23 protein-coding genes and 1 tRNA gene are annotated in these 26188 nt (G+C 71.1%); 10 read left to right on the top strand and 14 right to left on the bottom strand.

The window, feature by feature from the left end; all coding sequences use genetic code 11:
• Positions 1 to 51 precede the first annotated feature (51 nt).
• Both ACFYPR_RS00985 and ACFYPR_RS00980 read left to right on the top strand, forming a co-directional pair.
• Positions 52 to 219, top strand: a complete 168-nt coding sequence (locus ACFYPR_RS00985) for a helix-turn-helix domain-containing protein (protein WP_387258218.1) — start codon at positions 52 to 54, stop codon at positions 217 to 219.
• Entirely contained in the window at positions 219 to 1460 is a 1242-nt protein-coding gene (locus tag ACFYPR_RS00980; RefSeq protein WP_387258216.1) for a tyrosine-type recombinase/integrase, read from the top strand. The genes ACFYPR_RS00985 and ACFYPR_RS00980 overlap by 1 nt, the downstream gene beginning before the upstream one ends.
• 73 nt (positions 1461 to 1533) lie before the next feature.
• Here ACFYPR_RS00980 and ACFYPR_RS00975 read toward each other — a convergent pair.
• Positions 1534 to 1610 (bottom strand) — tRNA-Thr (locus ACFYPR_RS00975).
• 341 nt (positions 1611 to 1951) lie between these two features.
• Between ACFYPR_RS00975 and ACFYPR_RS00970 the strand changes: the two genes are divergently transcribed.
• Both ACFYPR_RS00970 and ACFYPR_RS00965 read left to right on the top strand, forming a co-directional pair.
• On the top strand, positions 1952 to 3043 hold the full coding sequence (locus ACFYPR_RS00970) for a sn-glycerol-3-phosphate ABC transporter ATP-binding protein UgpC (RefSeq protein WP_354857386.1): 1092 nt from the start codon (positions 1952 to 1954) through the stop codon (positions 3041 to 3043).
• Between the two features lie 170 nt (positions 3044 to 3213).
• Positions 3214 to 3801, top strand: coding sequence for a hypothetical protein (locus ACFYPR_RS00965; protein ID WP_355064361.1), 588 nt, complete (start codon positions 3214 to 3216; stop codon positions 3799 to 3801).
• A gap of 49 nt (positions 3802 to 3850) precedes the next feature.
• Here ACFYPR_RS00965 and rlmB read toward each other — a convergent pair whose 3' ends face one another.
• Together rlmB and cysS are read right to left on the bottom strand one after the other, a co-directional pair.
• Positions 3851 to 4984, bottom strand: coding sequence for a 23S rRNA (guanosine(2251)-2'-O)-methyltransferase RlmB (rlmB, locus tag ACFYPR_RS00960; RefSeq protein ID WP_354857391.1), 1134 nt, complete (start codon positions 4982 to 4984; stop codon positions 3851 to 3853).
• Entirely contained in the window at positions 4984 to 6399 is a 1416-nt protein-coding gene (gene cysS, locus ACFYPR_RS00955; protein ID WP_387258215.1) for a cysteine--tRNA ligase, read from the bottom strand. Before cysS ends, rlmB begins: the two co-directional genes overlap by 1 nt.
• Before the next feature lie 54 nt (positions 6400 to 6453).
• Between cysS and ACFYPR_RS00950 the strand changes: the two genes are divergently transcribed.
• Both ACFYPR_RS00950 and ACFYPR_RS00945 read left to right on the top strand, forming a co-directional pair.
• Complete coding sequence (locus ACFYPR_RS00950) at positions 6454 to 7119, top strand: IclR family transcriptional regulator (RefSeq protein WP_387179294.1); 666 nt, start codon at positions 6454 to 6456, stop codon at positions 7117 to 7119.
• Between the two features lie 432 nt (positions 7120 to 7551).
• A complete protein-coding gene (locus ACFYPR_RS00945) occupies positions 7552 to 8415 on the top strand; it encodes a DUF559 domain-containing protein (protein ID WP_363941225.1) in 864 nt (287 codons plus the stop codon).
• 179 nt (positions 8416 to 8594) lie between these two features.
• Here ACFYPR_RS00945 and ACFYPR_RS00940 read toward each other — a convergent pair whose 3' ends face one another.
• The 3 genes from ACFYPR_RS00940 to ACFYPR_RS00930 form a co-directional block, all read right to left on the bottom strand.
• Positions 8595 to 10280 carry a S8 family serine peptidase gene (locus tag ACFYPR_RS00940; protein WP_387258213.1) on the bottom strand — a complete coding sequence of 562 codons (1686 nt, stop codon included), beginning with the start codon at positions 10278 to 10280 and terminating at the stop codon, positions 8595 to 8597.
• A 97-nt stretch (positions 10281 to 10377) separates the two neighbouring features.
• Positions 10378 to 11100 carry an HAD family hydrolase gene (locus tag ACFYPR_RS00935; RefSeq protein ID WP_354857399.1) on the bottom strand — a complete coding sequence of 241 codons (723 nt, stop codon included), beginning with the start codon at positions 11098 to 11100 and terminating at the stop codon, positions 10378 to 10380.
• Between the two features lie 13 nt (positions 11101 to 11113).
• The gene (locus tag ACFYPR_RS00930; protein WP_387258211.1) at positions 11114 to 12070 is read right to left on the bottom strand and encodes a DMT family transporter; all 957 of its coding nucleotides are present in this window, start codon (positions 12068 to 12070) and stop codon (positions 11114 to 11116) included.
• A gap of 86 nt (positions 12071 to 12156) precedes the next feature.
• On the opposite strand from ACFYPR_RS00930, the gene ACFYPR_RS00925 reads away from it, so the two are divergent.
• Positions 12157 to 12702 (top strand): CGNR zinc finger domain-containing protein, encoded by a 546-nt coding sequence (locus ACFYPR_RS00925; protein ID WP_354857403.1) that lies wholly within the window; start codon positions 12157 to 12159, stop codon positions 12700 to 12702.
• Here the strand turns inward: ACFYPR_RS00925 and ACFYPR_RS00920 are convergent.
• From ACFYPR_RS00920 to ACFYPR_RS00910, 3 genes are all read right to left on the bottom strand, one after another.
• Positions 12669 to 13253, bottom strand: a complete 585-nt coding sequence (locus ACFYPR_RS00920; protein ID WP_355065011.1) for a GNAT family N-acetyltransferase — start codon at positions 13251 to 13253, stop codon at positions 12669 to 12671. The genes ACFYPR_RS00925 and ACFYPR_RS00920 overlap by 34 nt on opposite strands.
• An 81-nt stretch (positions 13254 to 13334) precedes the next feature.
• A complete protein-coding gene (locus tag ACFYPR_RS00915; RefSeq protein ID WP_357574981.1) occupies positions 13335 to 13517 on the bottom strand; it encodes a DUF397 domain-containing protein in 183 nt (60 codons plus the stop codon).
• A complete protein-coding gene (locus tag ACFYPR_RS00910; protein ID WP_387258689.1) occupies positions 13508 to 14320 on the bottom strand; it encodes a Scr1 family TA system antitoxin-like transcriptional regulator in 813 nt (270 codons plus the stop codon). The genes ACFYPR_RS00915 and ACFYPR_RS00910 overlap by 10 nt, the downstream gene beginning before the upstream one ends.
• A gap of 751 nt (positions 14321 to 15071) precedes the next feature.
• Here ACFYPR_RS00910 and ACFYPR_RS00905 point away from each other — a divergent pair.
• Positions 15072 to 15365, top strand: a complete 294-nt coding sequence (locus ACFYPR_RS00905; protein ID WP_354857409.1) for a hypothetical protein — start codon at positions 15072 to 15074, stop codon at positions 15363 to 15365.
• A 191-nt stretch (positions 15366 to 15556) separates the two neighbouring features.
• Here the strand turns inward: ACFYPR_RS00905 and ACFYPR_RS00900 are convergent, their stop codons facing one another.
• The 5 genes from ACFYPR_RS00900 to ACFYPR_RS00880 form a co-directional block, all read right to left on the bottom strand.
• Positions 15557 to 16966, bottom strand: a complete 1410-nt coding sequence (locus ACFYPR_RS00900; protein WP_354857410.1) for a class II fumarate hydratase — start codon at positions 16964 to 16966, stop codon at positions 15557 to 15559.
• 35 nt (positions 16967 to 17001) lie between these two features.
• Positions 17002 to 19983: a BTAD domain-containing putative transcriptional regulator gene (locus ACFYPR_RS00895; protein ID WP_387258209.1), complete on the bottom strand. Its 2982-nt coding sequence runs from the start codon at positions 19981 to 19983 to the stop codon at positions 17002 to 17004.
• 256 nt (positions 19984 to 20239) lie between these two features.
• The gene (locus tag ACFYPR_RS00890; RefSeq protein WP_355065003.1) at positions 20240 to 21907 is read right to left on the bottom strand and encodes a fumarate hydratase; all 1668 of its coding nucleotides are present in this window, start codon (positions 21905 to 21907) and stop codon (positions 20240 to 20242) included.
• A gap of 114 nt (positions 21908 to 22021) precedes the next feature.
• Positions 22022 to 23464 carry a PQQ-binding-like beta-propeller repeat protein gene (locus tag ACFYPR_RS00885; RefSeq protein ID WP_387258207.1) on the bottom strand — a complete coding sequence of 481 codons (1443 nt, stop codon included), beginning with the start codon at positions 23462 to 23464 and terminating at the stop codon, positions 22022 to 22024.
• Between the two features lie 79 nt (positions 23465 to 23543).
• Complete coding sequence (locus ACFYPR_RS00880) at positions 23544 to 24050, bottom strand: Lrp/AsnC family transcriptional regulator (RefSeq protein ID WP_355065001.1); 507 nt, start codon at positions 24048 to 24050, stop codon at positions 23544 to 23546.
• Positions 24051 to 24180: 130 nt separating this feature from the next.
• Here ACFYPR_RS00880 and hppD point away from each other — a divergent pair, with 130 nt between their 5' ends.
• Together hppD and ACFYPR_RS00870 are read left to right on the top strand one after the other, a co-directional pair.
• Positions 24181 to 25386 (top strand): 4-hydroxyphenylpyruvate dioxygenase, encoded by a 1206-nt coding sequence (gene hppD / locus ACFYPR_RS00875; RefSeq protein WP_354857418.1) that lies wholly within the window; start codon positions 24181 to 24183, stop codon positions 25384 to 25386.
• 11 nt (positions 25387 to 25397) lie between these two features.
• A complete protein-coding gene (locus ACFYPR_RS00870) occupies positions 25398 to 26132 on the top strand; it encodes an RDD family protein (RefSeq protein WP_387258206.1) in 735 nt (244 codons plus the stop codon).
• The last annotated feature ends 56 nt before the right edge of the window (positions 26133 to 26188 follow it).

Genomic DNA, 26188 nt, shown 5'->3' with positions numbered 1-26188 from the left:
CCACACGAGGAAGGCCAACCGATGAACGCCCCTACTCCCATCACTCCTCGCGTGCTGCGCGTCGAGGAAGCCGCCCAAGCGCTCGGCATCGGCCGCTCGCTCGTCTACGACCTGATCCGCTCCGGCCGGCTGCGCTCCTTCAAGGTGGGAAGCCGCCGACTCATCCCCGCTGTCGCCATCGACGAAGTCATCACCACGCTCACGGAAGAAGCCGCCTGATGCCCAGAGAGCCCAAGCAACGTCAGTCCGCAGCTCGTCGCAATCCCAACGGCGAAGGCTCGATCTACCAGAGGTCCAGCGACGGCCGCTGGGTCGGGCAGGCATACGTGCTCACCACAGAGGGCACCCGTAAGCGCAAGTTCGTCTACGGCGCGACCTGGGAAGAAGCTCACACCAGGCTCGTCGACCTGAAATCCCGCTCGCAGCGCGGCATCCCTGTCCCCGACCGGGCCTGGAAGCTGGCCGACTACCTTCCGTACTGGCTGACCGCATACGTCAGCGACCTCAAGCCCACCACCGCTCGGGGCTACGAAAGCGCTGTCCGGCTCCACCTGGTCCCCGCGCTCGGCACTAAGCGTCTCGACGGGTTGCAGGTCCAGCACGTCAAGGCGTTCATGGACGAGTTCCGCCGTAAGTGCCTCTGCTGCACCAACGGCCTCGACAAGATTCGACCGGCTGAACGCCGCTGTTGCTCTGTCGGCTGCTGCTGCCAGCACTACCCCAGCGCCCGCCAGATCCAGTTCGTGCACGCCGTGCTTCGCAACGCGCTTCAGCACGCCATGCGGGAAGAGCTGGTGTCGCGCAACGTCGCCAAGCTGGTTCGTATCCCTTCGCCTCGTTACAAGGTCGGTAAGGGGCTCTCCGTCGATCAGGTGCGAAAGATCCTGGAAACCGCGTCGGGCCACCGGCTCCATGCGCTCTATGTTGTGGCGGCGACCATGGGCCTTCGTCGTGGTGAGCTGGTCGGCCTACGTTGGTCGGATCTCGACCTGGACGAGGGCACGCTACGGGTGCAGCAGACCGTGCAGCGGGTCGCGGGGCAGCTCCACGTCCAGGACGCCAAGACCGAGGATTCAGAGGCAGTGTTGCCGCTGCCCGAGATCACGTGGTTGACGCTGCTCGAACACCAGGAGAGGCAGCAGACCGAGCGGGAAGTCGTGGCCGAGGTATGGGAGGACCACGATCTCGTCTTTCCCTCGGAACGGGGCACTCCCATGGAGCCCACCAACCTCAGCCGCTCTTTCGCCCGGCTCCGAGAAACCGCCGGCCTGCCTGGTGTCCGCCTGCACGACCTACGGCACACCGTCGTATCGCTGCTGATGGAGCTGGGCGTTCCGCCACACGTCGTCCAGGCCATCGCCCGGCACGCCGACGTCAAGATCACGCTCAAGGTCTACGCTCACGCCAACCTCGACGCGATGCGTCAGGCGCTCGGCAAGCTCGACGGGAAGCTCTCGTGAGTCCCGTTGCTGTCAGCGTTGCTGTCAACCGGGCAACTCGTGGTAGCGCCCATCGGGAAAAGCCTGGTGGAATTGGAGCCCCCGGCCGGGATCGAACCGGCGACATCTCGCTTACAAGGCGAGTGCTCTGGCCAGCTGAGCTACAGGGGCGCGTGCGTCGAGGTCAGCATAGCGACTGACGTCTGAATATCCCGATCGCGAGGGCTCCCGAGCATGGGAAACGTCAACAACCCGACGCCCGTCGCTTCGAGGAGACGTCGATTGATGCCTGCCCGTGCCCGAGTGCCCGGAATGCGTGGGCAACGGATCACCTCCGCGGGCCGCTCGCCTTGGCAGCACGGGGAAACCCGTTTACCGTGCAGTGACACGGACGACACCACGGCCGCCCCCGCGGCCGACCCGCCGTCCGCTGACCGGCACGGGTACGTGCCGGTCGCTCCTTCACTCGGATCGTCCGGCACGTTCCTGCCGGTGAAAGGAAGCGCACCACCATGGCTACGGTCACCTATTCCAAGGCGTCCCGGATCTACCCGGGCACCGAGCGTCCCGCCGTCAACGAGCTGGACCTCGAGATCGGCGACGGCGAGTTCCTCGTTCTCGTCGGCCCCTCCGGTTGCGGCAAGTCCACCAGCCTGCGCATGCTCGCCGGCCTGGAGGACGTGGACGCCGGCTCGATCTACATCGACCAGCGCGACGTCACCCACCTGCCCCCGAAGGCCCGCGACATCGCGATGGTCTTCCAGAACTACGCCCTCTACCCGCACATGACGGTGTACGAGAACATGGCGTTCGCCCTCAAGCTGCGCAAGACCTCCAAGTCGGAGATCGACCGGCGGGTCAAGGAGGCGGCCGGGCTGCTCCAGCTGGAGGAGTACCTCAGCCGCAAGCCGAAGGCGCTCTCCGGCGGTCAGCGTCAGCGTGTCGCGATGGGCCGGGCGATCGTCCGCGAGCCGCAGGTCTTCCTCATGGACGAGCCGCTGTCGAACCTCGACGCCAAGCTGCGGGTGCAGACCCGTACCCAGATCGCCTCGCTGCAGGCCAAGCTGGGCGTCACCACGGTCTACGTCACGCACGACCAGGTCGAGGCCATGACCATGGGCCACCGGGTCGCCGTGCTGCTCGACGGTGTCCTCCAGCAGGTGGACACCCCGCGGGCGCTGTACGACACCCCGGCCAACGTGTTCGTCGCCGGCTTCATGGGCTCCCCCGCCATGAACATCAAGACCGTTCCGCTGAACGAGCAGGGCGCCGAGTTCGCCGAGCTGCACATCCCGCTGACCCGCGAGCAGGTCGCCGCGGCCCGCGCCGAGGGTGGCGACGGCAACGTGACCGTGGGCTTCCGCCCGGAAGACTGCGACCTGGTCAGCCCGACCGAGGGCGGCATGCCGGTCGTCGTCGAGCTGGTCGAGGACCTCGGCTCGGACGCCAACGTCTACGGGCACGCCGCGCTGGGTGGCAACTCGGAGCGCTTCGTCGTCCGCACCGACCGGCGCACCATGCCGAACATGGGTGACACCGTGTTCGTCAAGCCGCGCACCGGCCGCAGCCACGTCTTCCACGCCGCCACCGGCAGCCGGATCTGACGTAACGCCGTACCGCAAAGGGGCGGTCCGCTTCGGCGGGCCGCCCCTTTCGTCGTACCCGGGGACGGCTTCTCACCCCGCGGTGCCAGCACCAATGTGGCTCCGCGGGGTGACTCGGCAGGGCGGGCCGCGCCCGTAGCGTCGCGGCACGCTCAACCCGAGGAGACGCCGTGTCCGCCACCGCCACCGCTCACCCGACCATCCGTTCCCGGCCGTACCGGACCGCCCGCCTGGCCGGCCGCAGCCTCGCCTACTGCGCGACGCTGGCGCCGGTCGCCCTGCTCGCGCTGGTGACCGCCCCGGTGGGTGGGGCCGGTGCCGCCGCCGCGCGGTGGCGGACCCTGCGTACCGGGCTGCTCGGAGCGCCGCCGACGCCCGCAACCGGCCGGCGGCCCGGCCCGGTCGCGGTGCTCGGCCACGGGCTGCTCAGTCTGCTGCTCGGCGTCGTGGCCCTCGTGCCACTCGGCGTCGAGCTGCTGATGGTGCTGCGCGGCGTGCTGTACGGCATCGTCGACAGCGGTCCGTACGACCACTCCTGGGGTGGTCCGACCCGGGCCGGTGCGTGGCTGGCGCACTTCCTCGTCGGCCTGCCGATGGCCGCCGCAGCCCTGCTCGCGTTGATCGGCATCGCCGCCGTGCACCAGCGGCTGACCCGACGTCTCGACGGGGAGCGCGCTCCGGCGTGGCTGATACCGGTCACGCTGCTGATCGCGGTGGCCGGGGCGCTGCTCTTCGTCGCCTGGACCCACCAGATCTGACGACGAGGCCCCCTCCCGCACCGGGCGGGAAGGGGCCTCGTCGACGTCGTTACAGCTCGACCGAGCGGCGGCGGGCGACCTCGGCGAGGGTGACCGCGGCGGCCACGCTGGCGTTGAGCGACTCCACCTCGGAGATCATCGGGATGCTCACGGTCAGGTCGCAGGTCTCGCCGACCAGCCGGGACAACCCGCGCCCCTCGGAGCCGACCACCACCACCAGCGGCCCGACAGCGGCCTCCAGGTCGTACAGGTCGGTGTCGCCGTCGGCGTCCAGGCCGACCACCATGAAGCCGGCGTCCCGGCACGCCTTCAACGACCGGGTCAGGTTGGTGACCTGCGCCACCGGCACCCGCGCGGCCGCGCCGGCGCTGGTCCGCCAGGCGGTCGCGGTGATCCCGGCAGCCCGCCGCTCGGGTACGAAGACACCCTGCGCGCCGAACGCGGCGGCCGAACGGATCACCGCGCCCAGGTTGCGCGGGTCGGTGACCCCGTCCAGCGCCACCAGGAGCGGCGCCTGCTGCTCCAGGGCCGCGGCGACCATGTCCTCGAAGGGTTGGTACGCGAAGGGCGGCACCTGCAAGCCGACGCCCTGGTGCAGCACGCCGCCGGTCATCCGGTCCAGCTCGGCGCGGCTGATCTCCAGGTTGGCGATGCCCCGGTCGGCGGCCGTCCGGATGATCTCGTTGATCCGGTCGTCCATGTCGATGCCCTGGGCGACGTAGAGCGCCGTCGCCGGCACCTGGGCGCGCAGCGCCTCCAGCACCGGGTTGCGCCCGACCAGCAGCTCCGGGGTGTCCTTGGACGGGTTGGACTTGCGCCCCGGCGCGACCCGGGGACCGGTCCGGCCGGCGGTCGGCCGACCACCCCGACCCGCGGCGCCACCCCGACTCGCTGGTACGCCCCGGCCACCGCCCCTGCCCCAGGTGGTGTCCTTGCTGCCCGGCTGACCGATCTTCGGGGCACGCCCCTCCTCGGCCGCCGCCCGGCGCTCCTTGTCCTGCTTCCAGGCGGTGCGCTGCGGCAGCTTCTCGGTGCCCGAGTAACCCTTGTGCCACGGCCGCTCGTCGGCGGGCAGAGTGCGCCCGCGTCCGGCGAGGGAGTCCTTGTTCTTGCCGCCGGTGCCCTTGGGGGCACCTGCCTTCGGCGTCAGACGCCGGCCACGGCGCTGCGAGTTGCCGGCCATCAGTCCTGCTCTCCAATAGTCCAACGGGGGCCCTGGGGGGTGTCCTCGACCACCACGCCGGCCAGCTTGAGCTGGTCGCGTACCGCGTCGGCGGCGGCCCAGTCCTTGCGGCCCCGGGCCTGCGCGCGCTGCTCCAGGGCCAGCGCGATCAGGGAGTCCACCACGGCGCGCAGATCGTTCGAGCTGCCGCCACCGGTCCAGGCCTCGTCGAAGGGGTCGATGCCGAGGATATCCAGCATCGCCCGTACCGCGGCCAGGGTGGTGCGGACGGTCACATCATCGCCGGTGCTCAGCGCGGTGTTGCCGTCGCGCAGATGCTGTTGCAGCACGGCCAGCGCGGCGGAGGTGTTGAGGTCGTCGTCCATGGCCGCGACGAAGCCGGCCGGCAGCTCACCGAACTGCCCGGTGCCCACCCGCTCGGCGGCCCGCTGCACGAAACCCTCGATCCGCCGGTACGCGGTGGCCGCGTCGCGCAGCGAGTCCTCCGAGTAGTCGATCACCGAGCGGTAGTGGGCGGCGGCGTAGTAGTAGCGCAGCTCCACCGGCCGCACGCCGAGGGAAGCCACGTACGCCAGGTCGAGCGCGTTGCCGGCGGACTTGCCCATCTTGGCCCCGCCGATGCTGAGCAGCCCGTGGTGCACCCAGTAGCGGGCGAACGGCAACCCGGCCGCCTGGGACTGGGCGATCTCGTTCTCGTGGTGCGGGAACGTCAGGTCCAGACCACCGCCGTGGATGTCGAACTCCGGGCCGAGGTAGCGCCAGCACATCGCCGAGCACTCGATGTGCCAACCCGGGCGGCCCAGCCCCCACGGCGACGGCCAGTACGCGTCCGCCGGCTCGTCCGGCTTGGCGCCCTTCCAGAGGGCGAAGTCGCGCGGGTCACGCTTGCCCCGGTCGGGGGCGTCCCCCGCCGACTGCATCGCGTCCGGCGACTGACCCGACAGCGACCCGTACGCCGGCCAGGACGCCACGTCGAAGTAGACGTCACCGGAGCCGTCGGTGGCCGGGTACGCGTGCCCGTCCGCGATCAACTTCGTGATCAGCTCGTGCATCTCCGGGATGTGCCCGGTGGCGCGCGGCTCGTAGGTGGGCGCCAGCACGTTCAACGCCCGGTACGACTCGGCGAGGACCAGCTCGTTGGCGTACGCGATCGACCAGAACGGCCGACCCCGCTCCCCCGCCTTGACGAGGATCTTGTCGTCGATGTCGGTCAGGTTGCGGATGAACGTGACCTCGTAGCCGGCGGCCAGCAACCAGCGGCGCAGCACGTCATAGTTGACGCCTGAGCGAAGATGGCCGATGTGCGGCGGCGCCTGGAGGGTGAGACCACACAGGTAGACCCCCACCTTGCCGGCTTCCCGCGGGACGAAGTCCCGCACCGATCGGGTGGCGGTGTCATACAGGCGTAGCGTCACCGTACAAGGGTAGCCGTCCGCGCCTGTCCGAGCCCGCCGGTGCCGGGTCGTACGCTGCGTGCTGTGGATGAGACGGCGGGGTCCGGCCGGGCCGGGGAGACGTCCCAGACTCTCGACCGGGGTCTGCGACTGCTGCACCTGGTCGCCGACGCGCCGGCCGGGTTGACCGTCACCGAGGTGGCGACGCGACTCGGCATCGGCCGGGCGGCCGTCTACCGGCTCGTCGGCCCGCTGACCGGGCACGGCATGCTGCGCCGCGACAGCGACGGCCGGCTCCGCCTCGGCGCCGGGGTCCTGCACCTGGCCCGACGCGCCCAGCCGCTGCTCGCCGAGGGGGCGCTGCCCGCGCTACGCCGGCTCGCCGAGCAGGCCGGCGCCACGGCACACCTGACCGTGGTGGAGGGCGGCGAGGGCGTCGCCCTGGCCGTGGTCGAGCCGAGCTGGACGTCGTTCCACGTCGCGTACCGGACCGGGGCGCGGCATCCCCTGGACCGGGGTGCCGCGGGTCGGGCGATCCTGGCCGGTCGGGGCGGCGCCGCCGAGCCGGTGAGCAGCAGCGGGGAGCTGCAGTCCGGGGCGTACGGGGTGGCCGCGCCGGTGCTCGGCGTACCAGGTCTGGAGGCCAGCGTCGGGGTGGTCGCGCTCGCCCCGCTGGACGTCGACCTGATCGGCCCCCAGGTGCTCGCCGCCGCCACAGCCGTCACCGCCGCCCTCCGCTGACCTCCCCGCCGACCGCCTGGCGGCCTGGGGCTTGATCGACTCCAGATCGCCGACCTGGCGTCATCGCAAGCCTTGGATAGCGCCACAACGCCGAGCTGGTGATGATCTCGCCGTATAACACGTTCGTCAGGTTCTTGGCGGTTGTCCACAGGCACCTGCAGGGCGACCATCCGACGCTGTCCACAGGGGTATCGGCAGGTGCCTCGAGCGTCGGACGCTGGCCGCATGCCTCCGCACCCGCACCGGCCTCCGGCCCTTGCCTGGCAGGTTTTTCGTGGCTCCGCAGTCATTCGACAGGGCTTGATCACCAGACATCAGTTGCGCGGCTCGTCGTGGGTCCGACTTCGCCATGACGTGTACGCAGACGCGCGCCTCGAACGCACACACGAGCTGGCCTGCCGTGCCGCAACCCTTCGGCTACCGCCGCAGGCGATGATCGCCGGGCCCTCGTCGGCCTATCTGCACGGTATCGAGCACGCCGCCGGGTTCGACGACGACGTGCACGTGCTGGTGCCGAAGATCGCCCGCGTCGACTCTCAACGCGGCCTTCACGTGCACGTGGTCAATGGCGATCCCGCTGCGACGCCGAACCCCGCTCTGTCCATCGCGCGGCAGCCGGCCGTGGCGATGGACGCCCTGCCCGTCGCACGGCCGTCGACGCCACCGTCACCGCCGATGCCACCGCCCCGGCGGACGCCAGCGTCACCGCCGACGCCAGCGCCACCGTCCACGTCGATCAACGCACTGCCCGGCGAGCGGGGCGGTGCCACTCTCCGCCGAACCGATCCGGCATCTGCGGCGTGGGAGACGGCGGTCTGGTTGGACCCGCTGCGCGCGGTCGGAATTGTCGACTCGTTGCTCGCGACCGGTCTGACCACCCGGGCGGCGCTGGCCGCTGTCGCCGCCGCCAATGCCGACCGGCCCGGCGGACGACGCGCGTGCTGGATTTTCGACGTCGCCGATGCGGGGGCGCAGTCACCACCCGAGTCGCAGCTACGGGTGCGTCTGGTACTGGGCGGGCTCCCCCGACCGGTCACCCAGCACCCGATCCGGCTGCCGGGAGGGCTCGTGCTCCATCCCGACCTGGCCTGGCCCGAGTTCCGGGTGGCGGTGGAGTACGACGGCCGATGGCACGCCGACCCCGAGCAACTGCACCGCGACCGCCGACGACTCAACCTTCTCGTTGGTGCGGGCTGGCTGGTGCTGCACGTGACGAGCAGGCGGCTCCAGAACGAGTTCCCTGCCGTGCTCAACGAGGTTCGGTCGGCCCTGATCTCCCGCGGCTGGCGACGCTGATCGCCCCAGGCTGTGATCGACTCCAGCTCGCCGACGTGGGGGTGTCCCGTCCACCTGATACAGCCATATCGGCGAGCTGGAGCCGATCACGACCGCGAGCGTGCCACCCGGTCGACGCGGAGGCTGGGATGACGGCGAGGCCCGGTCGACCAGCGTCGACCGGGCCTCGCGGTGGTGTCTTACGGGCGGGCGTTCGGCTTGAGCGGGGTCGTCACCGCCGCGTACGCGTCGACGATCCCGTACCCGTAGAAGCCGTTGAAGTTGAGCCCTCCGGCGCAGTACGCGTCGAAGGACTCGTCACGGCCCTCGTTGCGGTACTGCTGAAGGCGCGGCTCCGGGCAGGCGTGCTCGGCCGCCGTGCGGTAGAGGTGCTGCTCCACCTGGTCCGGGGACAGGCCGAAGCCACCCCGGCCCTGCGGCTTGCCGTACCGGCTGACGATCAGCGCGGCAACGCCGGCGGCGTGCGGGGACGCCATCGAGGTGCCCTGGAGGTAGGTGTAGTAGCCGCACTCACCGTTGGGCTTGCACTGCTTGAAGACGGACTCCTCGAAGCCGGCGACGACGTTGCCGTCGGCGTCGACCGAGCCCTCCTCCTGGAGCACATGCTTCGGGTACGACGACAGGATCTCGTTGGCGTAGGTGCGGAACGTGTCCGTGCCGAAGCCGTCGCGGAACCAGCCGCCCGGCGCGGCGACCGAAATCTGCTCGGTGCCGTAGTTGGAGAAGTCCGACTTCTTGCCGGACGGGCCGACCGACGACACACCGATGACGTGCGGGCCCTCGGTGGGCAGGTCCCAGCAGCTGTTGTTGTCGATCGGGCGCGGGTACGGGTCGGCGCCGTAGTCCGGGCTGGACGTGTCGGTACGCGGCGCGCCCAGGTCCTCGTGGTTGTTGCCGAGCGCGCCGACCAGGGTGACGCCCTTGTTGTGGGCGAAGACCAGCGCCCGCTTCATGGCCTTGATGATGGCCCGCTGCTCGGCCTGCGCCTCCGGGGAGTCGGCCGGGTTGGCGGTGCAGTTGTAGAGCCACGGGTCGACGTAGAACGACATGTTGACCACGTCGATCCCGGAGCGGCCGGCGTAGACCAGCGCGTTGACGACCGGGTCGAGGAAGAAGTAGCCGGAGTCCTGGCCGCCCTTGAGCTCGACCAGCGACACGTTCGGGGCGACACCGGAGAGGCCGAAGCCGTTGGCGGCCGCGCCGATGGTGCCGGCCACGTGGGTGCCGTGCCCGCCGTCGTCGGTGCCTACCGCGTCGAGGCAGCTCGGCACCTCGCACGGGCCGTCCACGTCGGTCCGGTCGGGCGCGAAGTTGCGCGACAACGCCCAGTTGAAGTTGGGCGCGATGTCCGGATTGCTGGCGTCGACGCCGGTGTCCAGCACGCCGACGGTCACCCGGCGGTCGCCGGGCTCGACCTTGCGGGCCTTGTCGGCCCGGATCATCTCCAGGCCCCAGAGCTTGTCGTCGAGCGGGTCCATCTTTGCGCCGCGCCGGGCTGCGGTGCCCGCTGCGACCGACGCCGCCATCAGGTGCTCCTGCTCGACCCGGTCGAGCTTCGGCTTGCGGCCGATGGCCTTCTGCTCGGCGGCACCGATCAGGCTCGGGGCTGCCGTCGCCTTGGCGGCGAAGTCGGCCCGATCACTGGTGACCTGGAACATGCCGACCTCGTCGGACCGGGACACCACCGTGCCGCCGGCTGCCTGGATGGCGGCGACGGCCGTGTCGGCGGCGAAGCCGTCCTCGGCGACGACGGTGAAGGTGCGGGAGGTGCTCGGCGCGGCGCTGGCCGGTACACCCAGGCCCGCTGCCGTAAGTGCCAGTGCTGCCGCGGTCGCGACGGCACCGGCGGTGAAGCGCTTGCTCACCACATCGGATCCTCTCGTTGAGGGACGTGGCAGCCATCACACAACACCCGCCCGGTTTACGCCAGGTGAACGTCCGTTATGGCGGTGAATCTCTCCTTCATCCGCCCAGCTCGATGCCCACGTCCACCCGGTCGGACGACCCCGCCGACAGATCCGACAGGACCACTGGCAGGTCGGCCAGGGTGGACACCTCCGCGTCGGGGGTGAAACCGGCCGGGCGGGGCAGCCCTTGCCGGTTCAGCCACACCGACCGCAGGCCGGCCCGCCGGGGTGCCACCACGTCGTGCTCCCACGAGTCACCGACGTACACGATCTGCTCGGCGGGGACCCCGGCGGTCGCGACCACCGCCGCGTAGAACTCCGGGGCGGGCTTCTTGGGCAGGCCGTTCTCGTGCGCGTACAGCTCGAAGGCGAACTCCCCGGCGAGCCCGCAGCGTTCGGCGCGGCTGTTGCCGTTGGTCGCGAAGCCCAGCGTGTACCGGGTGCGCAGCACGGCCAGGGTCGGCGGGACGTCCGGGAAGGGTCGGGTGAGGGCGAAACGGCGGGCGAAGAAGAGGGCGGCGATCTCGTCGAGGTGGTCGTCGAGCCCGGCGCGGGCCAGCGACCGGGCCAGCGCGGCTCGGCGAATCTCCAGCACCGGGGCGGCGCTCAGCTCGCCGAAGACCGCGCCCCAGTCGGACTCCAGCTCGGCGAGCGTCACGTCGGCGGCTTCCGGCGTACGACGCCGCATCTCGTCGAGGACGGTCACCAGCCCGGCGGTCACCGCCGGCCGCAGGTCCAGCAGGGTCTCGTCGGCGTCGAACACCACGGTGGTCAGCACGGCAACCACTCTCTCACCGCGAGGTGGTTGCCAGCGCAGGCTCGAGGTTGGCCGGCGCGGGCGTACCGCGCAGTTCGTCGAGGCGCACCAGAGCGACCCCGGCGACGATCAGCGCACCGCCGAAGAGCTGCCAGGCGGTCGGCAGTTCGTCGAGGAACAGCCAGGCGATCAGCACCGCGAACAGCACCTCGGTCAGCCCGACGAACGACGACAGCCGGGGGCCGAGGATCCGGGTGCCGGCGATGCCGGCGAGGTACGCGATCACGGCGGCGACCAGCGTGAGCCCGACGATGGGCAGCAGCCAGGTGGTGCGGTGCCCGGCGAACGTGACCTCGCCGAACGTGGCACGCAGCGGCAGCAGACCGGTCAGCCCGACGAGGAGCAGCACGGCGGCGCCGACGGCCATCCCGCCGCTGGCCATGGCGACCGAGGGCAGTCGGGGGTCGACCCGGCCGGCGAGCACGAAGTAGCCGGCCAGGCCGAACGCGGCACCCAGCCCCCACACCACGCCGACCGGGTGGAAGCCGGCGGTGCCGGTGAGGTCCAGGACGAAGGCCAGCCCGCACAGGGCGGCGGCCGAACCGGCCACGGTGAGCCGCCGGGGGCGCTGGCCGTGCCGCAGCCACATCCAGCCGACGACCAGGATGATGCCCAGGTACTCCAGCAGCAGCGCGATGCCGACCGGCAGGTACCGCACGGCGTTGAAGAAGCACACCTGCGCCAGCGCCACCCCGAGCAGCCCGAACATCACGACCGCCGCGCTGTTGCTCCGCAGCACGTGCCACCTGCCACGCAGGGACAGCAGGGCGGGGATCGCCAGCACCAGGGCGGCCACGCCGACCCGGGCGACGACGGCGGCCTCGGCCGACCAGCCGGCTTCGATGAGCGACCGCGCGAAGGTGCCCGAGGTGGCGAACGTGACCGCGGAGAGCAGCGCCAGCGCGGCGCCGGCGGTGGGTCGTGACTGCATCTCGCGCTCCTCGGGGACGACACGGTGTCATGAGCAAACTATCCTTGTGCTCATGACGCTAGGCGGCCATCGTGACAGGAGTCAAGTTGCTATTCGCTCATGACACCGAATGTTCGTTGATCGCCGCCACCGCGTTGGTCAACACCGCGGGCCGCGACGGCGAGCTGCTGCCCGACGTCGCCGCGCTGGACGCGTTCTTCACCCGGCACGCCTACAGCGGGCGGCACGAGCACACCGACGCCGAGCTGCGCGCCGTGCGGCAGCTACGCCCCCGGCTGCGCCGGATCTGGCACGCCGAACCGCCGGAGGTCGTCGCCATGGTCAACGCCCTGCTGCTGGAGCACCGGGCGTTGCCGCAGCTCATCGAGCACGACGACGAGCCGTACCACCTGCATGCCGTGCCCCGCGACGCGCCGCTGGCCACCCGGATGGCGGTGGAGGCGGCGATGGCGATCGCCGACCTGGTCCGCATGGGCGAGCTGAGCCGGTTGCGGATCTGCGAGTACCCGGACTGCGGCAACGTCGTCGTCGACCTGTCCCGCAACCGGTCACGGCGGTTCTGCGAGGCCGGCTGCGGCAACCGGGCGGCGGTGACCGCCTACCGGGCCCGCAGGGCCGCCGGTCGGCCCTGAGCGACGTCGGCCCGTAGTTCGTACTCCACCTCGCCGTGCTCGGTCCCCGGGATCGGGTCGTCGAACTGAAGGTGGAAGGTGCGCACGTAGCGCAGCCCCGCCTTCACCATCACCCGCCGGGACCGCTCGTTGACCGCCATCGTCTCGGCCCACACCCGACGCACGCCCACGGTGTCGAAGGCGTACCGGACCAGCGCCCGCGACCCCTCGGTGGCCAGGCCGCGCCCCCACGTCGAGCGGCGCAGCCGGTAGCCCAGCTCGGCCTCGGTGCCGTCCTTGGACGGGTCGAGGGCGAACCAGCCCAGGAAGTCACCCGTCTCCCGATCGACGGCCGCCCACCGACCGAGACCGGGATGACTGTCGTACTGGGCGAGCAGCTTCGGCAGATGCTCGTCCCGGACGGTGGCACGCGGGGTTGCGACGCCGCCGGTGAGGAAACGCATCACCTCGGGGTCGCTGTCCAACTCGACCAACGCGTCCACATCGGCCACGCTCAGCCGCCGCAACCGCAGCCGCTCGGTCCCCGGAGGAACCAGGTCATCGCCATCCATGACCGGATCATCGCGCCCGCCCGACGACCCCGTCGACGTCTTTTCCGACCCGCGACCACCGTCGCGGGCAGGGCGGTCGCGTCAGCGCGGGGGCGCGACCACGAAGAGCCGCCAGGAGTACGCGTCGACCACGAGCACGGGCCCGTCCGGGTCCTTACTGTCTCGCACTCCGACCACGCCCCCAAGGTTCGTAGCCACCTCGACGCACTGGTCGTTGGAACCACTCCGGATGCTCTTGCGCCACACAGCTCGGGTCAACTCCACGACTCCGCCACTTCCCTCAGCACCTCAACCGACTCCTGCGGTGGCAACGCCTGCCCGAGAGTAGCCTCCCAAGTCCGCTGTAGACGCAGCAGATCCGCTGGTCCGTCCAGCTCTTGGCCGCCGATCTGGCCACCGAGGTAGGCAAGGTCGCTGTGGTCGGCCACGGTGGCGAGGATGAACGGTCCGTTCAGACCTGGATACTCCTCGGCCGAGCGAGGCACCACATGTAGCTGGACTCGCGGATGCTCGGTTGCCAACCGCGCCAGGTGCAGAGCCTGCTCGCACATCACCTTCCGCCCGCCGACGCGTCGCCGAAGCACGGACTCGTCGAGCACAGCGACGAGGTGCGGCGGTCGGTCCGAGTAGAGAACCTGCTGACTGTCCATCCGATCCGTCAGTCGCCGCTCCACCTCATCGGTATCGAGCAGTCTGTCCGATTCGAAGACAGCGCGGGCATAGCCTTCGGTTTGCAGCAGGCCAGGGACGTGCAGCGGGTCGAACCATCGCAGTGCCCGCGCCTCCGCGAGGATTGCACGCCAACCGCGCAGCCAGACCTGCGCTTTGTCCAGGCTGACCAATTCGGATGCCATACGGCCGAAGAGGCCGCCGGTGTCCAGGGCGCGGTCGACGAGTTCCAGGTACTTGCCGGTGGGCGGCTGCTGCCCCAACTCGACGGCGCTGACCATGGACGGCGAGTAGTTGACCGCCTTGGCCAGCTCGTCCTGACTCCAGCCCCGGCGAACGCGCGCCCGGCGCAGCTCCGCGACCAGGAACGCCGCCGCCGTCATCTGCCCATCGCCCATGACCTGCCGCCTCTCCACCCCGTCGACGATCAACTCCAGCCGGCCGCCAGCGGCGTCACCACCGGAAACAGGACGGCTGTGACGACCCGGCCAAACCCTTCCGACCGTAGTCGCCCGATCACCAGACTGTGAAGTGCGGCACCGCTCCCCGTCCCCCGGGCCCGGCGGCGCCGCACGGGACCGCCCGATCCCCCGTGCCGGGCGGTCCCACCCCACCCAGCAGACCGACCAACCGACCAACCGACCCGACCACCCCAGCGAGGCCACACCGACCCGACCACACCGATCCGACCACACCGACCAGGCCACCCCGACCCGACCACACCGACCAGGCCCGACCCGACAACACGGACCCGGCCCGACCACACCGACCCGGCCCGACCACACCGACCCGGCCCGACCACACCGACCCAACCCCACAACACCGACCCGGCCACGCCGACCCGACCACGCCGACCCGACCACGACCGGCCGGGCCACACCGATCGCACCCCGATCCGGCGCGATCTTGGCGCAGCGCCGCGCCATCCGGGCGCCGTCTGAGCGAACTCTTCGAGATCTTGGACAGTTTCCGTTAGCGCCTAACGGAAACTGTCCAAGATCTGAGGCGGGTTGAGGTTGTTGAGGTCGGTTGAGACGGATGGCGGTCATCGCGCGATCGGCCACGATCTCGGCGACGTCGCGGCCGAAGCGAGACGGTCCGCGGGGAGGTGACGTCAGAGACGATTCAGCTCGAAGGGACTCCCACACCATGTGCCGGACCGCCCCGGACGACCGCGCGACCACGCCCCGTCGACCGCACCTGCCGCTGCGTCCACTCTGGCTCTGCCGGGTCTGCGCCGCGCCGTGGCCGTGCCCGGTGGCCCGACTCACCCTCCGCCAGGAGTACGCCCACGACCAGATCGCCCTGAGCATCTACCTGTGCACGGTCCTGCACGACGCGGCCACTGACCTGTATCGGCTCAACCCCCAGGGCGGCCCGGACCCGAGGGCCCTCTTCACCCGGTTCCTCGCCTGGGCGGCACCGCGTGGCGACCCGCACTGAGCGACCGCAGCGACCCGCGCAGAGCGACACCGGGTGGCGACCTGCGCAGAGCGACACCGCGGCGACCCCGCTGACCGACACCGCAGCGACCCGCGCAGAGCGACCCCGCTGACCGACACCGCAGCGACCCGCGCAGAGCGACCCCGCTGACCGACACCGCAGCGACCCGCACAGAGCGGGGCACCCGCAGGTCAGGGGTGGGTCATCCGGAGCAGGTCGAGCACCTCGTCGAGCTGGGTCTCGGTGAGCGTGCCCGAGTCGACGTGACCTCGGGAGATCACGACCTCCCGGATGGACGCCTGCTTGGCCAGCGCCTCCTTGGCGATCGAGGCGGCCTCGTCGTACCCGAGGTAGCGGTTCAGCGGGGTGACGATCGACGGCGACCCCTCGGCGTACGCCAGGCAGACCTCGGCGTCCGCGACCAGGCCGGCCACCAGGCGGTCGGCGAACAGCCGACTCGCCGCGGCCAGCAGCCGGATCGACTCCAGCAGGTTGCGGCCCATCACCGGCAGCATGACGTTCAGCTCGAAGTCGCCCTGTGAACCGGCGAAACCGACTGTCGCGTCGTTGCCGATCACCTGGGCGCAGACCTGCCGCATCGCCTCGGCCACCACCGGGTTGACCTTGCCCGGCATGATCGACGAGCCGGGCTGGAGGTCGGGGATGCGCAGCTCCCGCAGGCCGGCCCGGGGGCCGGAACCCATCCAGCGAATGTCGTTCGCGACCTTGTAGAGACCCACGGCGATGGTCCGCAACTGCCCCGAGGTCTCCACCAACGCGTCGCGGGCGCCCTGCGCCTCGAAGTGGTTGCGCGCCTCGGACAGCGGCAGCCCGGTCGACTCGCGAAGCTTGCCGATCACGGCGGCGGCGAAGCCGAGCGGGGTGTTGATCCCGGTGCCCACGGCGGTGCCGCCCAGCGGCAGCTCGGCCAGCCGGGGCAGCGAGCCCTCCAACCGCTCGATGCCGTAGCGGACCTGGGCGGCGTACCCGCCGAACTCCTGCCCGAGGGTGACCGGGGTGGCGTCCATCAGGTGCGTACGCCCCGCCTTCACCACAGTCTCGAACTCGGCCGCCTTGCCCTCCAGCGCCTCGGCGAGGTGGGTCAGCGACGGCAGCAGATCTTCCGCGATGAACTGGGTGGCCGCCAGGTGGATCGAGGACGGGAACACGTCGTTGCTGGACTGGGAGGCGTTGACGTGGTCGTTCGGGTGCACCGGCGAGCCCAGCTCCCGGCTCGCCAGGGTCGCGATCACCTCGTTGGCGTTCATGTTGGACGACGTTCCGGAACCGGTCTGGAACACGTCGACCGGGAACTGGTCGTCGTACCCGCCGTCGGCGACGTGCGCGGCGGCGGCGGCGATCGCGGCGGCCACGTTGGCGTCGATCACGCCCAACTCGCCGTTGACCTCGGCCGCGGCACCCTTGATCTGGGCCAGGGCCTTGATCTGGGCCGGTTCGATGCCCCGCCCGGAGATCGGGAAGTTCTGCACCGCGCGCTGGGTCTGCGCCCGCCACAGCGCCTCGGCGGGCACCTCCACCTCGCCCATCGAGTCGCGTTCGATCCGGTAGCCGGTCGTCTCTGGAGTCGTCACGCGTACCATCCTGCCGCGCGGGTGGCCGACCCGCAGATGATCCGTCAGCCCAGCTCGGCGAGCAGCCGTTCCACCTCGTGCTGGTCCGGTAGGTCGATCTGCCGGTACAGGCCCAGCGCACGGGTCAGGTGCAGTCGGGCGGCAGCCGGATCGGTGTTTCGTACGCACCGGGCGATCCCCTGGAGCGCCCTCGCCTGCTCGTAGCGGGCACCCAGCCGGCCGGCGTCGACGAGCACCCTGCGATGCAGGTCGAGCGCGCTGGCGGCATCTCCCTGCTCCAGCATCGCCAGGGCCAGCAGGTTACGTGAGGCGCACTGACCGATCCGGTCGCCGGCCTCCATCATCGCCATCAGTGCGTCCCGGTGCAGGGCCGCGGCACGTTCCGGCCTCCCCGCGTCGCGCTCCATCACACCGATCTCGTTGAGCACCTCGCCCTCACCGAATCGATTGCTCGCCTTGCGTCTCAGGTACAGCGCAAGCCGCAGAATTCGACGAGCCGGGCCCAGATCGCCGAGCCGGTGGCGAATCATGCCGAGGTGCCCGAACGCATGCGCAACCTGTGCCATGTCTCCGGTCTGTCGGGCCAGAATGAGGTGCTGCCGGGCGATGGGCAGCGCCTCGGCGTACCGACCCCACCCGATCAGCGCAAAGCACAGGTTGTTCAGCAGGTTGGTCAGTTCGTTGCCGTCACCCTGGCCGTTGATCATGCCGAGCGCCTCGTCGAACTTCGCCTTGCCCTGCCGGAAGTCACCGTTCGCGGCGTACGAGGCGCCCAGGTTCCACAGGGTGCTGAGCACGTCGCCACGCAGTCCGAGCCGGCGGCGCAACTCGAGCGCCACCTCCATCACCCTGATCGCCTCCGGAAAGCGGGCCAGTCGGAAATACGCAGAGGCGAGGTAGTTCAGCATCGCGGCTACCGCCGCCTCGTCGCCCAGCCGTTCCGCGGCCCGTAGGCCAATCGTGTGGGTCTCGATCAGCTCGTCAAGGTGCCCGCCGTCGAAGTTGAGCCGCCAGCCGGCTCGGGCCAGCTGCCAGCACTGAGCCGGGAAGTCCTCCTCGCCGGCCAGCCGGATCAGGGCGGTGAGCGCGACGAGATTTTCCTCGAACCACGCCCGACCCTGCGCTGCTGGGACGGCCACCAGGTCGGGCCGGCCGGGCGTGTGCACGGGAATGTTGCGCCGACTGCCCGCCGCCTCGATGGTCCGGGCGATCGCCAACGTGACGGCCAAGTGGTAGTCGAGCAGCCGCTCCAGGCCGGCCCGACGCTCGGCCTGCCGCTCGGGGGCGGCAAGCAGCAGGCGGGCGTACTCGCGGAGCAGGTCGTGCAACCGGTACCGGCCCGGCTGCACCTCCTCCACCAGATGGGCGTCGACCAACTCGTCCAGCAGCTCCTGCGTGTCGGTCAAGGGCAGCTCGGCGAGGGCGGCGGCCACCCGACTGTCCAGCCGTCCGCCGGGGTAGAGGCCGAGCAGCGGAAACAGCCGCTGCGCCGCAGGGGAGACCTGCTCGTACGACAGCGCGAACGCCTGCCCCACCGAGCGCTGCCCGGCGGTCAGTTCGGCCAGCGCTCCCGCTCCGGCGTGCATCCGTTGGGCGAGGTCGGCGACGCGCCAGCGGGGCCGGTGCGCGAGTCGGGCGCCGGCCAGCCGGATCGCCAGCGGCAGGTGGCCACAGCGCCGCACCACCTCGGCCGCCGCCTCCGGTTCGGCGGCGACCCGCTCCGCGCCGACCACCCGTCCGAGCAGCTCGATGGCCTCGTCCGCGTCGAGCACCGGCAGCGACGACGGGCGGCCCTCGTCGAGCCCGATCAGTCGACGACGGCTGGTGATCAACACCTGGCAGTGCGAGCCGTTGGGCAGCAGCGGCGCGACCTGGTCGGCAGCGAACGCATTGTCCAGCACCACCAGGGCGCGCAGGTCGGCCAGCTCCGTCCGCCACAGCGCCAGTCGGTCGTCCGTGTCCTCCGGTATCCGCTCGGCTGGCACGCCCAGCTGTCGCAGCAGGGCGGCCACGGCCGTGGCCGGTGTCAGCGGACGACGGGCACTGTGCCCGTGCAAGTCGATGAAGAGCTGGGCGTCCGGGTAGCGGTCAGCCAGGGCTGTGGCGACGTGCACGGCGAGAGTCGTCTTGCCGCTGCCGGCCATGCCATCGATCACCTGGATCCGGGTGCCGTCCTCCTCGATCTCCTTGACCAGGCGGGCCACCGTCTCCTGCCGGCCGGTGAAGTCACCGATCGCCCGGGGCAGCGACCGGACCGGCGCGATCGGTCGGGTTTCCCGACCGGCCAGGGCGAGGTCGCCGGCGAGCACGCGCTGATGCAGCGCCTGCAACTCGGCGCCCGGCTCGATGCCGAGTTCCTCCGCGTAGGAGCGCCGGCCCTCCCGGTAGACCGCGAGTGCGTCCGCCTGTCGGCCGACCGAGGACAGCGCCACCATCAGTTGGCCCCGCAGACGCTCCCGCAGCGGGTGCTGGTCGACGCTCTCGGCAAGCTCGTCGATCAGCTCGGCGGCGTGCCCGAGGCGTAGCTCGACGTCGACGCACTCCTCCAGGGCGGTGAGGCGCTGCTCATCGAGCGCCTGCGCGCGGCGACGAACACTGCGGCTGGGGATACCGCCGAGCGCCGGCCCGCGCCAGAGGGCCAGGGCTGAGCGGTACCGCTCACCCGCGTTGGCCAGCCGACCGGCCGCGGCGGCCGCCCGGGCCTCCTCGACGCTGCGGGCGAAGACCTCGGCATCCAGGTCGCTCGGGGCGGTGCGAACGCCGTACCCGACCGGATCGGTGATGATGGTTTCCGGGGCGAGCCCCAGCTCGGTGAACCGGCGACGCAAACGGGAGACGCAGGTCTGCAACTGGGCCCGGGCGGTCGCCGGAGGGCGCTCCTCCCACACCGCGTCGACCAGCTCCTCGATCGGCACCAGCCGGCTGGCACGGAGCAGCAGCATGGCGAGCACGACCCGGTCCCGGCCAGCGGTGACGGTGGACTCGCCACCGCCGACGCGCAGAGGCCCCAGGATCCCGAACCGCATCTGCTCCCCCGCGTCGATGGCGCAACTTCCAGCAGCGTAGCCCGACGATCACAGATCGCCGCAGTCTGGTGATAGTGATCTGAGAGCGGATCGAGTGCGGTGCGCCGCAGACTCGATCCGGGTTGTCGGTGACGGCATCCGACGGGGGCGGTGCGCCCTCCCACCCCAGGGGCGGGGCGCACCGATGTCGGCAGAGCACGGACGACCGAAGGGGTGCCGGGCGAGTTCGCCCGGCACCCCTTCGCGTACGCGTCAGTCAGCGGCGGCCGACGGTGAGCACCGGCTTGGTGACCTCGGCGAAGAAGTCGTTGCCCTTGTCGTCGACCACGATGAAGGCCGGGAAGTCCTCCACCTCGATCTTCCAGACCGCCTCCATGCCCAGCTCCGGATATTCGAGCACCTCGACGTGCTTGATGCAGTCCTGGGCGAGGCGGGCCGCGGGGCCGCCGATCGAGCCGAGGTAGAAGCCGCCGTGCTGCTGGCAGGAGCGGGTCACCTGACCGGACCGGTTGCCCTTGGCCAGCATCACCTGCGAGCCACCGGCGGCCTGGAACTTCTCCACGTACGCGTCCATCCGCCCGGCCGTGGTCGGGCCGAACGAGCCGGACGCGTACCCCTCTGGGGTCTTTGCCGGGCCGGCGTAGTAGACCGCGTGGTCGCGCAGGTACTGCGGCATCGGCTCACCGGCGTCCAACCGCTCGGCGATCTTGGCGTGGGCGATGTCGCGGGCCACCACCAGCGGGCCGGACAGCGACAGTCGGGTCTTCACCGGGTACTTGGACAGCTCGGCGCGGATCTCGTCCATCGGCCGGTTCAGATCGACCCGGACGACCATCTCGGAGTCGAGCGAGTCGTCGGTGACGTCGGGCAGGAACCGTGCCGGGTCGGTCTCCAGTCGCTCCAGCCAGACGCCCGACGGGGTGATCTTGGCGACGGCCTGCCGGTCGGCCGAGCAGGAGACGGCGATCGCCACCGGGCACGAGGCACCGTGCCGGGGCAGCCGGACCACCCGCACGTCGTGGCAGAAGTACCGGCCGCCGAACTGCGCGCCGATGCCGAAGTTACGGGTCAGCTCCAGCACCTCCGCCTCCAGCTCCAGGTCCCGGAAGCCGTGGGCGCTCATCGAACCCTGCGTCGGGAGAGCGTCCAGGTACTTCGCGGAGGCGTACTTCGCGGTCTTCAGCGCGTACTCGGCAGAGGTGCCGCCGATGACGATGGCCAGGTGGTACGGCGGGCAGGCGGCCGTGCCGATCAGCCGCAGCTTCTCCTCCAGGAACTGCATCATCCGCGTCGGGTTGAGTAGCGCCTTGGTCTCCTGGTAGAGGTACGACTTGTTGGCCGAGCCGCCACCCTTGGCCATGAACAGGAACTTGTACGCGTCGGGGTGCCCGTCCGGGTCCTCGGCGTACAGGTCGACCTGGGCCGGCAGGTTGCTGCCGGTGTTCCGCTCGTCCCACATGGTCAGCGGGGCGAGCTGGGAGTAGCGCAGGTTGAGCTTCGTGTACGCCTGGTAGACGCCCCGGGAGATGGCCTCGGCGTCGGCGCCGTCGGTCAGCACGTGCCGGCCACGCTTGCCCATCACGATCGCGGTGCCGGTGTCCTGGCACATCGGCAGCACCCCGCCGGCGGCGATGTTGGCGTTGCGCAGCAGGTCCAGCGCGACGAACCGGTCGTTAGGCGACGCGGCCGGGTCGTCGATGATCGCCCGGAGCTGGGCCAGGTGCGCCGGGCGCAGGAAGTGCGCGATGTCGTGCATCGCCTCGGCGGTCAGCGCGGTGAGCGCGGCCGGCTCCACGGTGAGGAAACGACGGCCCCCCGGGCCGTGTACGACGTCCACGCCCTCGTCGGTGACCAGGCGATAGTCCGTCTGGTCGGGACCGGTCGGCAGCAGAGGGGCGTACGAGAATGCGGCGGCACTGCTCATGAGCGGCAAGCCTAGGGCAGACCGGTCGATCATTCCCACCCGCCGGGCTGGGTCTGGGACGCCGCTCTCATCCTCCGAGGTCCGCCGCGCTCCGCGCACCGACGTCCCGCCCGCTCAGCCGTCCTTGCCGCCGTCGGGATCGGGACACAGCTCACCCTTGGGCCCGCAGTCACCGTCGCCGTCGTTGCCCCGCCCGGGGCCGGTGCCGCCGGGGCCGGGGTTGCCACCGTCGCCGGGAGGCGGGACGGGGGTGCCTCCGGTGGCGCCGAAGCGGACGTACCCGATCTCCCGCCCCTCACCGATGATCATTCCCTGCGAACCGACGGCGAGGGCGTTCGCGGAGGTCCGCAGGACGGCCAGTTCCCGGCCGCTGCGCGGGTCGAGGGCGACCAACCTCGACGGCTTCTCGTCGGCGAGCACCGCCGCGTACGGGGTGAGCGCGGCGCCGGCCTTGGCACTGGCCGGGCGGGTCCACCGCACCCGGTCGGCGCCGAGTTCACGGGACACCACCGAGCGCTTGTCCGCGGAGCGGAACACCGCGTAACGGTCGTCGACCGCGACGAGCTTGGTGCTCGCCTCGCCGACCCAGAGCAGCCGCCCGTCGTACCCGTCGATGACCGCCTCGCGGCCGTCCGAACCCACGCCGATCAGGACGTTGCGCGCTCCCTGCGGGTCCTCGCGCTGGACGCAGCCGGCGGTGTCGGCGGTGCGCAGGTTGACCCCGGCCCGCTGCCACGCCTCCTGCCCCGTCGCCGGGTCCCGCGCCGAGATGGCGAAGTAGCAGGTGCCGTCCTGGGAGCGGGCGGCGATCCGCAGCATCCGGCCGCCCACCACGGAGAGCCGCTCGTCCCGGCCCGGCTCGACGTTCTGCAGCACCCGGCCGGTGGCGGTGTCCACGACGTGCACCCGGCCGTCGACCGGGAAGCCGAGCAGCGGAGGCACCGGCTCCGGCCCGGCCACCCCGTCGTCGACGCGAGTGGCGGTGAGCCGGCGGGTGCCGCGCAGGCCGGGGTTGTCGGCGAGCAGGCCGCTGTGCACGCCGGGCAGGAAGGCCGTCCACAGTGGGGCGGTGCCCCGGGGGTCCCACGCGCTCAGGGTGCAGTCGGTGGCATCCGTGCAGCGGGCGTCCAGCAGCAGGTTGCGGTACGTCCACACGGCCACGGCGTCGTCGTCGCGTCGCCGGGTCGCCCCGGTGGTCGGGTCGAGCAGTTCGTACCCCTTGACCAGGAGCTTGCCCACGGCGACGACCGGGTCGCGGTCGCCGCCCGCGACCGCCGACCAGTCCGCCTTGCGTTCCCAGAGCTGGGCGCCGGTGGCCAGGCTGCGGGCCTCCACCCGGGTGCGCTGCTCGACGACGACGGCGTCGCCGGCGATGGTCACGCTGCGCGGGGTGCCGCCGACCCGCTGCTGCCAGACCACGTCCGGCTCGGAGAGGGGTTCGCTGCGGTCCACCCACTCCCACAGGCCGGGGAACGGGTTCCACACGCCGGTGGCGGCGAGGGCGACGACCACGGCGAGGCCGAGCAGCAGCCCACCGCGCACGCTCCCCTTCGCCACCCGCACACCGTAGCCACGATCACGGATCTTCCGTACGCCCCGCGCCGCCGTGTCGCCGCGCTTTCTGGGCCCGGAGGTGTTACGTGGGTGTTCGTCCCTCGGCCCGGACGGCGCTGCGCACCAGGGGCAGCGTGCGGTAGGGAATCTGCTCCGCCAGCGCGATGATCGTCGACGCGCGGGTGATGCCGGCGGACGAGACGATCTGGTCGATGACCCGTTGCAGGTCGGTGTTGGAGCGGGCCACGATCCGGCAGAGCAGGTCGCTGGAGCCGGTGATGGTGTGCGCCTCCAGCACCTCGGGGATCGCCGCGAGGTGAGCGGTGACCGGGTCGTGGCCCTGCCGTTGACTGATCTCCAGCGTGACGAAGCTGGTCACCCCGAACCCGATCGCGGCCGGCGAGATCTCCGGGCCGAAGCCACCGATGACACCCCGGTCGACCAGCTTGTCCAGCCGGGCCTGCACGGTGCCCCGGGCCACGCCGAGCCGCCGGGAGCACTCCAGCACCCCGATCCGCGGCTCCTCGGCGAGCAGTTCGACCAATCGCACGTCGAGCGCGTCGAGCTGCACAGCTTGCTCACCCTTCACGGGTCAAGACCATACCGAATGCACAACCTGACCAGCATTTACACCGACAGTTGCCCACTCGACGCCCGCAACGCGATCCTTCGGTCAAGAACCGGCCCACGAGGCCGGCCGGTACGCGAGGGAGGCCACCATGACCCAGGCGATCGACCGACCCCAGTCGACCGAGGACGTCGACGTCGACCGGCTCGTCGGCGCTGTCGACCACGACATCAGCCACGACCCGTTCCCCGTCCGTGGGCTCGACCACGTGCACTTCCTGGTCGGCAACGCCAAGCAGGCCGCCCACTACTACTCCACCGCCTTCGGCATGACCTGCGTGGCGTACCGGGGCCCGGAGCAGGGCTACCGCGACCACGCCCAGTACGTGCTGACCAGCGGCTCGGCCCGGTTCGTGCTGACCGGCGCGGTCCGCCCGGACGCCGACGGCGCCGAGCACGTGGCGAAGCACAGCGACGGGATCAGCGACATCGCGCTGGAGGTGCCGGACGTCGACGCCGCGTACGCGCACGCCGTCGCCCAGGGCGCCACCGGCGTCGTCGAGCCCCACGAGGTGAGCGACGAGAACGGCACCGTCCGGATGGCCGCCATCGCGGCGTACGGCGACACCCGGCACACCCTGGTCGACCGCTCCCGCTACCGCGGCCCGTTCCTGCCCGGCTTCGTGGCCCGCGGCCCGATCGTGGACCGGCAGCCGATGATCGACGCCGGCCTCCAGCCGAAGCGGTTCTTCCAGGCCGTCGACCACGTGGTCGGCAACGTGGAGCTGGGCCGGATGGACGAGTGGGTCGAGTTCTACAAGCGGGTGATGGGCTTCTCCAACATGGCGGAGTTCATCGGCGACGACATCGCCACCGACTACTCGGCGCTGATGAGCAAGGTCGTGGCGAACGGCACCCGCAAGGTGAAGTTCCCGCTCAACGAGCCGGCCATCGCCCGCAAGAAGTCGCAGATCGACGAGTACCTGGAGTTCTACCAGGGCCCCGGCGCCCAGCACATCGCCGTCGCCACCAACGACATCGTGGCCAGTGTCGACGCGATGCGCGCCGCCGGCATGGAGTTCCTGGACACCCCGGACTCGTACTACGAGGACCCGGAGCTGCGCGCCCGGATCGGCAACGTGCGGGTGCCGATCGAGGAGCTCAAGGCCCGCAAGATCCTCGTCGACCGGGACGAGGACGGCTACCTGCTCCAGATCTTCACCAAGCCGGTGCAGGACCGCCCGACCGTCTTCTTCGAGCTGATCGAGCGGCACGGCTCGCTGGGCTTCGGCAAGGGCAACTTCAAGGCCCTCTTCCAGGCCATCGAGCGGGAGCAGGAAGCCCGCGGCAACCTGTAACACTGTCGAGCGTGACGCAGCCTCCGCCGTACCCGACGCCGCCGGTCGGTGGGCCTCCGCCCGCCGCCGGCGGCGTCGCGCCGCCGCCCGGACAGATCCCCCAGGGGTACGCCGTGCCACCGCACCACGCCCCACCCGGGTACACGGTTCCACCGCAGTACGCGCCGCTCGGCTACGGCCCACCGCCGTGGTATCCCGGCCCTCCCCGGCCGATGGCCCCGCCGCCGACGCTGAGCCCGGGTGGGCAGCCGCTCGCCAGTTTCAGCGACCGGCTGCTGGCCGGCCTGATCGACTGCGCGGTCTTCATGGTGGTCGGCCTGGTGTTCACCGTGCCCGCGATGATCTACTTCTTCGTCGTCATCGCGCCGGACCTCTTCCAGGTCGCGTCGGACGGCACCATGGCGGAGCCGGATTTCTACCACGACCTCGTGCTGCCCCTGCTGTGGCTGGACCTCGCGATCATCGCCGCTTCGCTCGTGCTCTCGTACGTGTACTACGTCGAGATGATGTTCCGGACCGGCCAGACCCTCGGCAAGAAGATCATGAAGTTGCGGGTCGTGCCGCTCGATCCGACCCGCACCCTCGACCGCTGGACCGCCGCCAAGCGGTACCTGGTGCAGCAACTCGCCGGCCTGGTGCCCGGGGGCAGTTACCTCGACGGGTTCTGGCAGCTCTGGGACAAGCCCTGGCAGCAGTGCCTCCACGACAAGGCAGCCGAAACGATCGTCGTTAAGGTGGCCTCGTGAGCGAGCAAACCAGCAGGCCCAGCAGCGTGGCGCCGCACGCCGACGCGCAGCGAAGC

Origin of the sequence: Micromonospora sp. NPDC005254 (assembly GCF_042872525.1) — a bacterium.
In the GTDB taxonomy this organism is placed as follows: Bacteria; Actinomycetota; Actinomycetes; order Mycobacteriales; family Micromonosporaceae; genus Micromonospora.
This window is presented reverse-complemented; position numbering and strand designations above follow the sequence as displayed.

Bases quoted from the DNA above. Each gene is read 5' to 3' on its own strand.
- ACFYPR_RS00930 (WP_387258211.1), bottom strand. From the start codon at position 12,070: ATGCAGTCACGACCCACCGCCGGCGCCGCGCTGGCGCTGCTCTCCGCG.
- ACFYPR_RS00890 (WP_355065003.1), bottom strand. From the start codon at position 21,907: ATGAGCAGTGCCGCCGCATTCTCGTACGCCCCTCTGCTGCCGACCGGT.
- ACFYPR_RS00905 (WP_354857409.1), top strand. From the start codon at position 15,072: ATGTGCCGGACCGCCCCGGACGACCGCGCGACCACGCCCCGTCGACCG.
- hppD (WP_354857418.1), top strand. From the start codon at position 24,181: ATGACCCAGGCGATCGACCGACCCCAGTCGACCGAGGACGTCGACGTC.
- rlmB (WP_354857391.1), bottom strand. From the start codon at position 4,984: ATGGCCGGCAACTCGCAGCGCCGTGGCCGGCGTCTGACGCCGAAGGCA.
- ACFYPR_RS00970 (WP_354857386.1), top strand. From the start codon at position 1,952: ATGGCTACGGTCACCTATTCCAAGGCGTCCCGGATCTACCCGGGCACC.
- ACFYPR_RS00920 (WP_355065011.1), bottom strand. From the start codon at position 13,253: ATGGATGGCGATGACCTGGTTCCTCCGGGGACCGAGCGGCTGCGGTTG.
- ACFYPR_RS00980 (WP_387258216.1), top strand. From the start codon at position 219: ATGCCCAGAGAGCCCAAGCAACGTCAGTCCGCAGCTCGTCGCAATCCC.
- ACFYPR_RS00945 (WP_363941225.1), top strand. From the start codon at position 7,552: ATGATCGCCGGGCCCTCGTCGGCCTATCTGCACGGTATCGAGCACGCC.
- ACFYPR_RS00895 (WP_387258209.1), bottom strand. From the start codon at position 19,983: ATGCGGTTCGGGATCCTGGGGCCTCTGCGCGTCGGCGGTGGCGAGTCC.
- ACFYPR_RS00910 (WP_387258689.1), bottom strand. From the start codon at position 14,320: ATGGGCGATGGGCAGATGACGGCGGCGGCGTTCCTGGTCGCGGAGCTG.
- ACFYPR_RS00900 (WP_354857410.1), bottom strand. From the start codon at position 16,966: ATGGTACGCGTGACGACTCCAGAGACGACCGGCTACCGGATCGAACGC.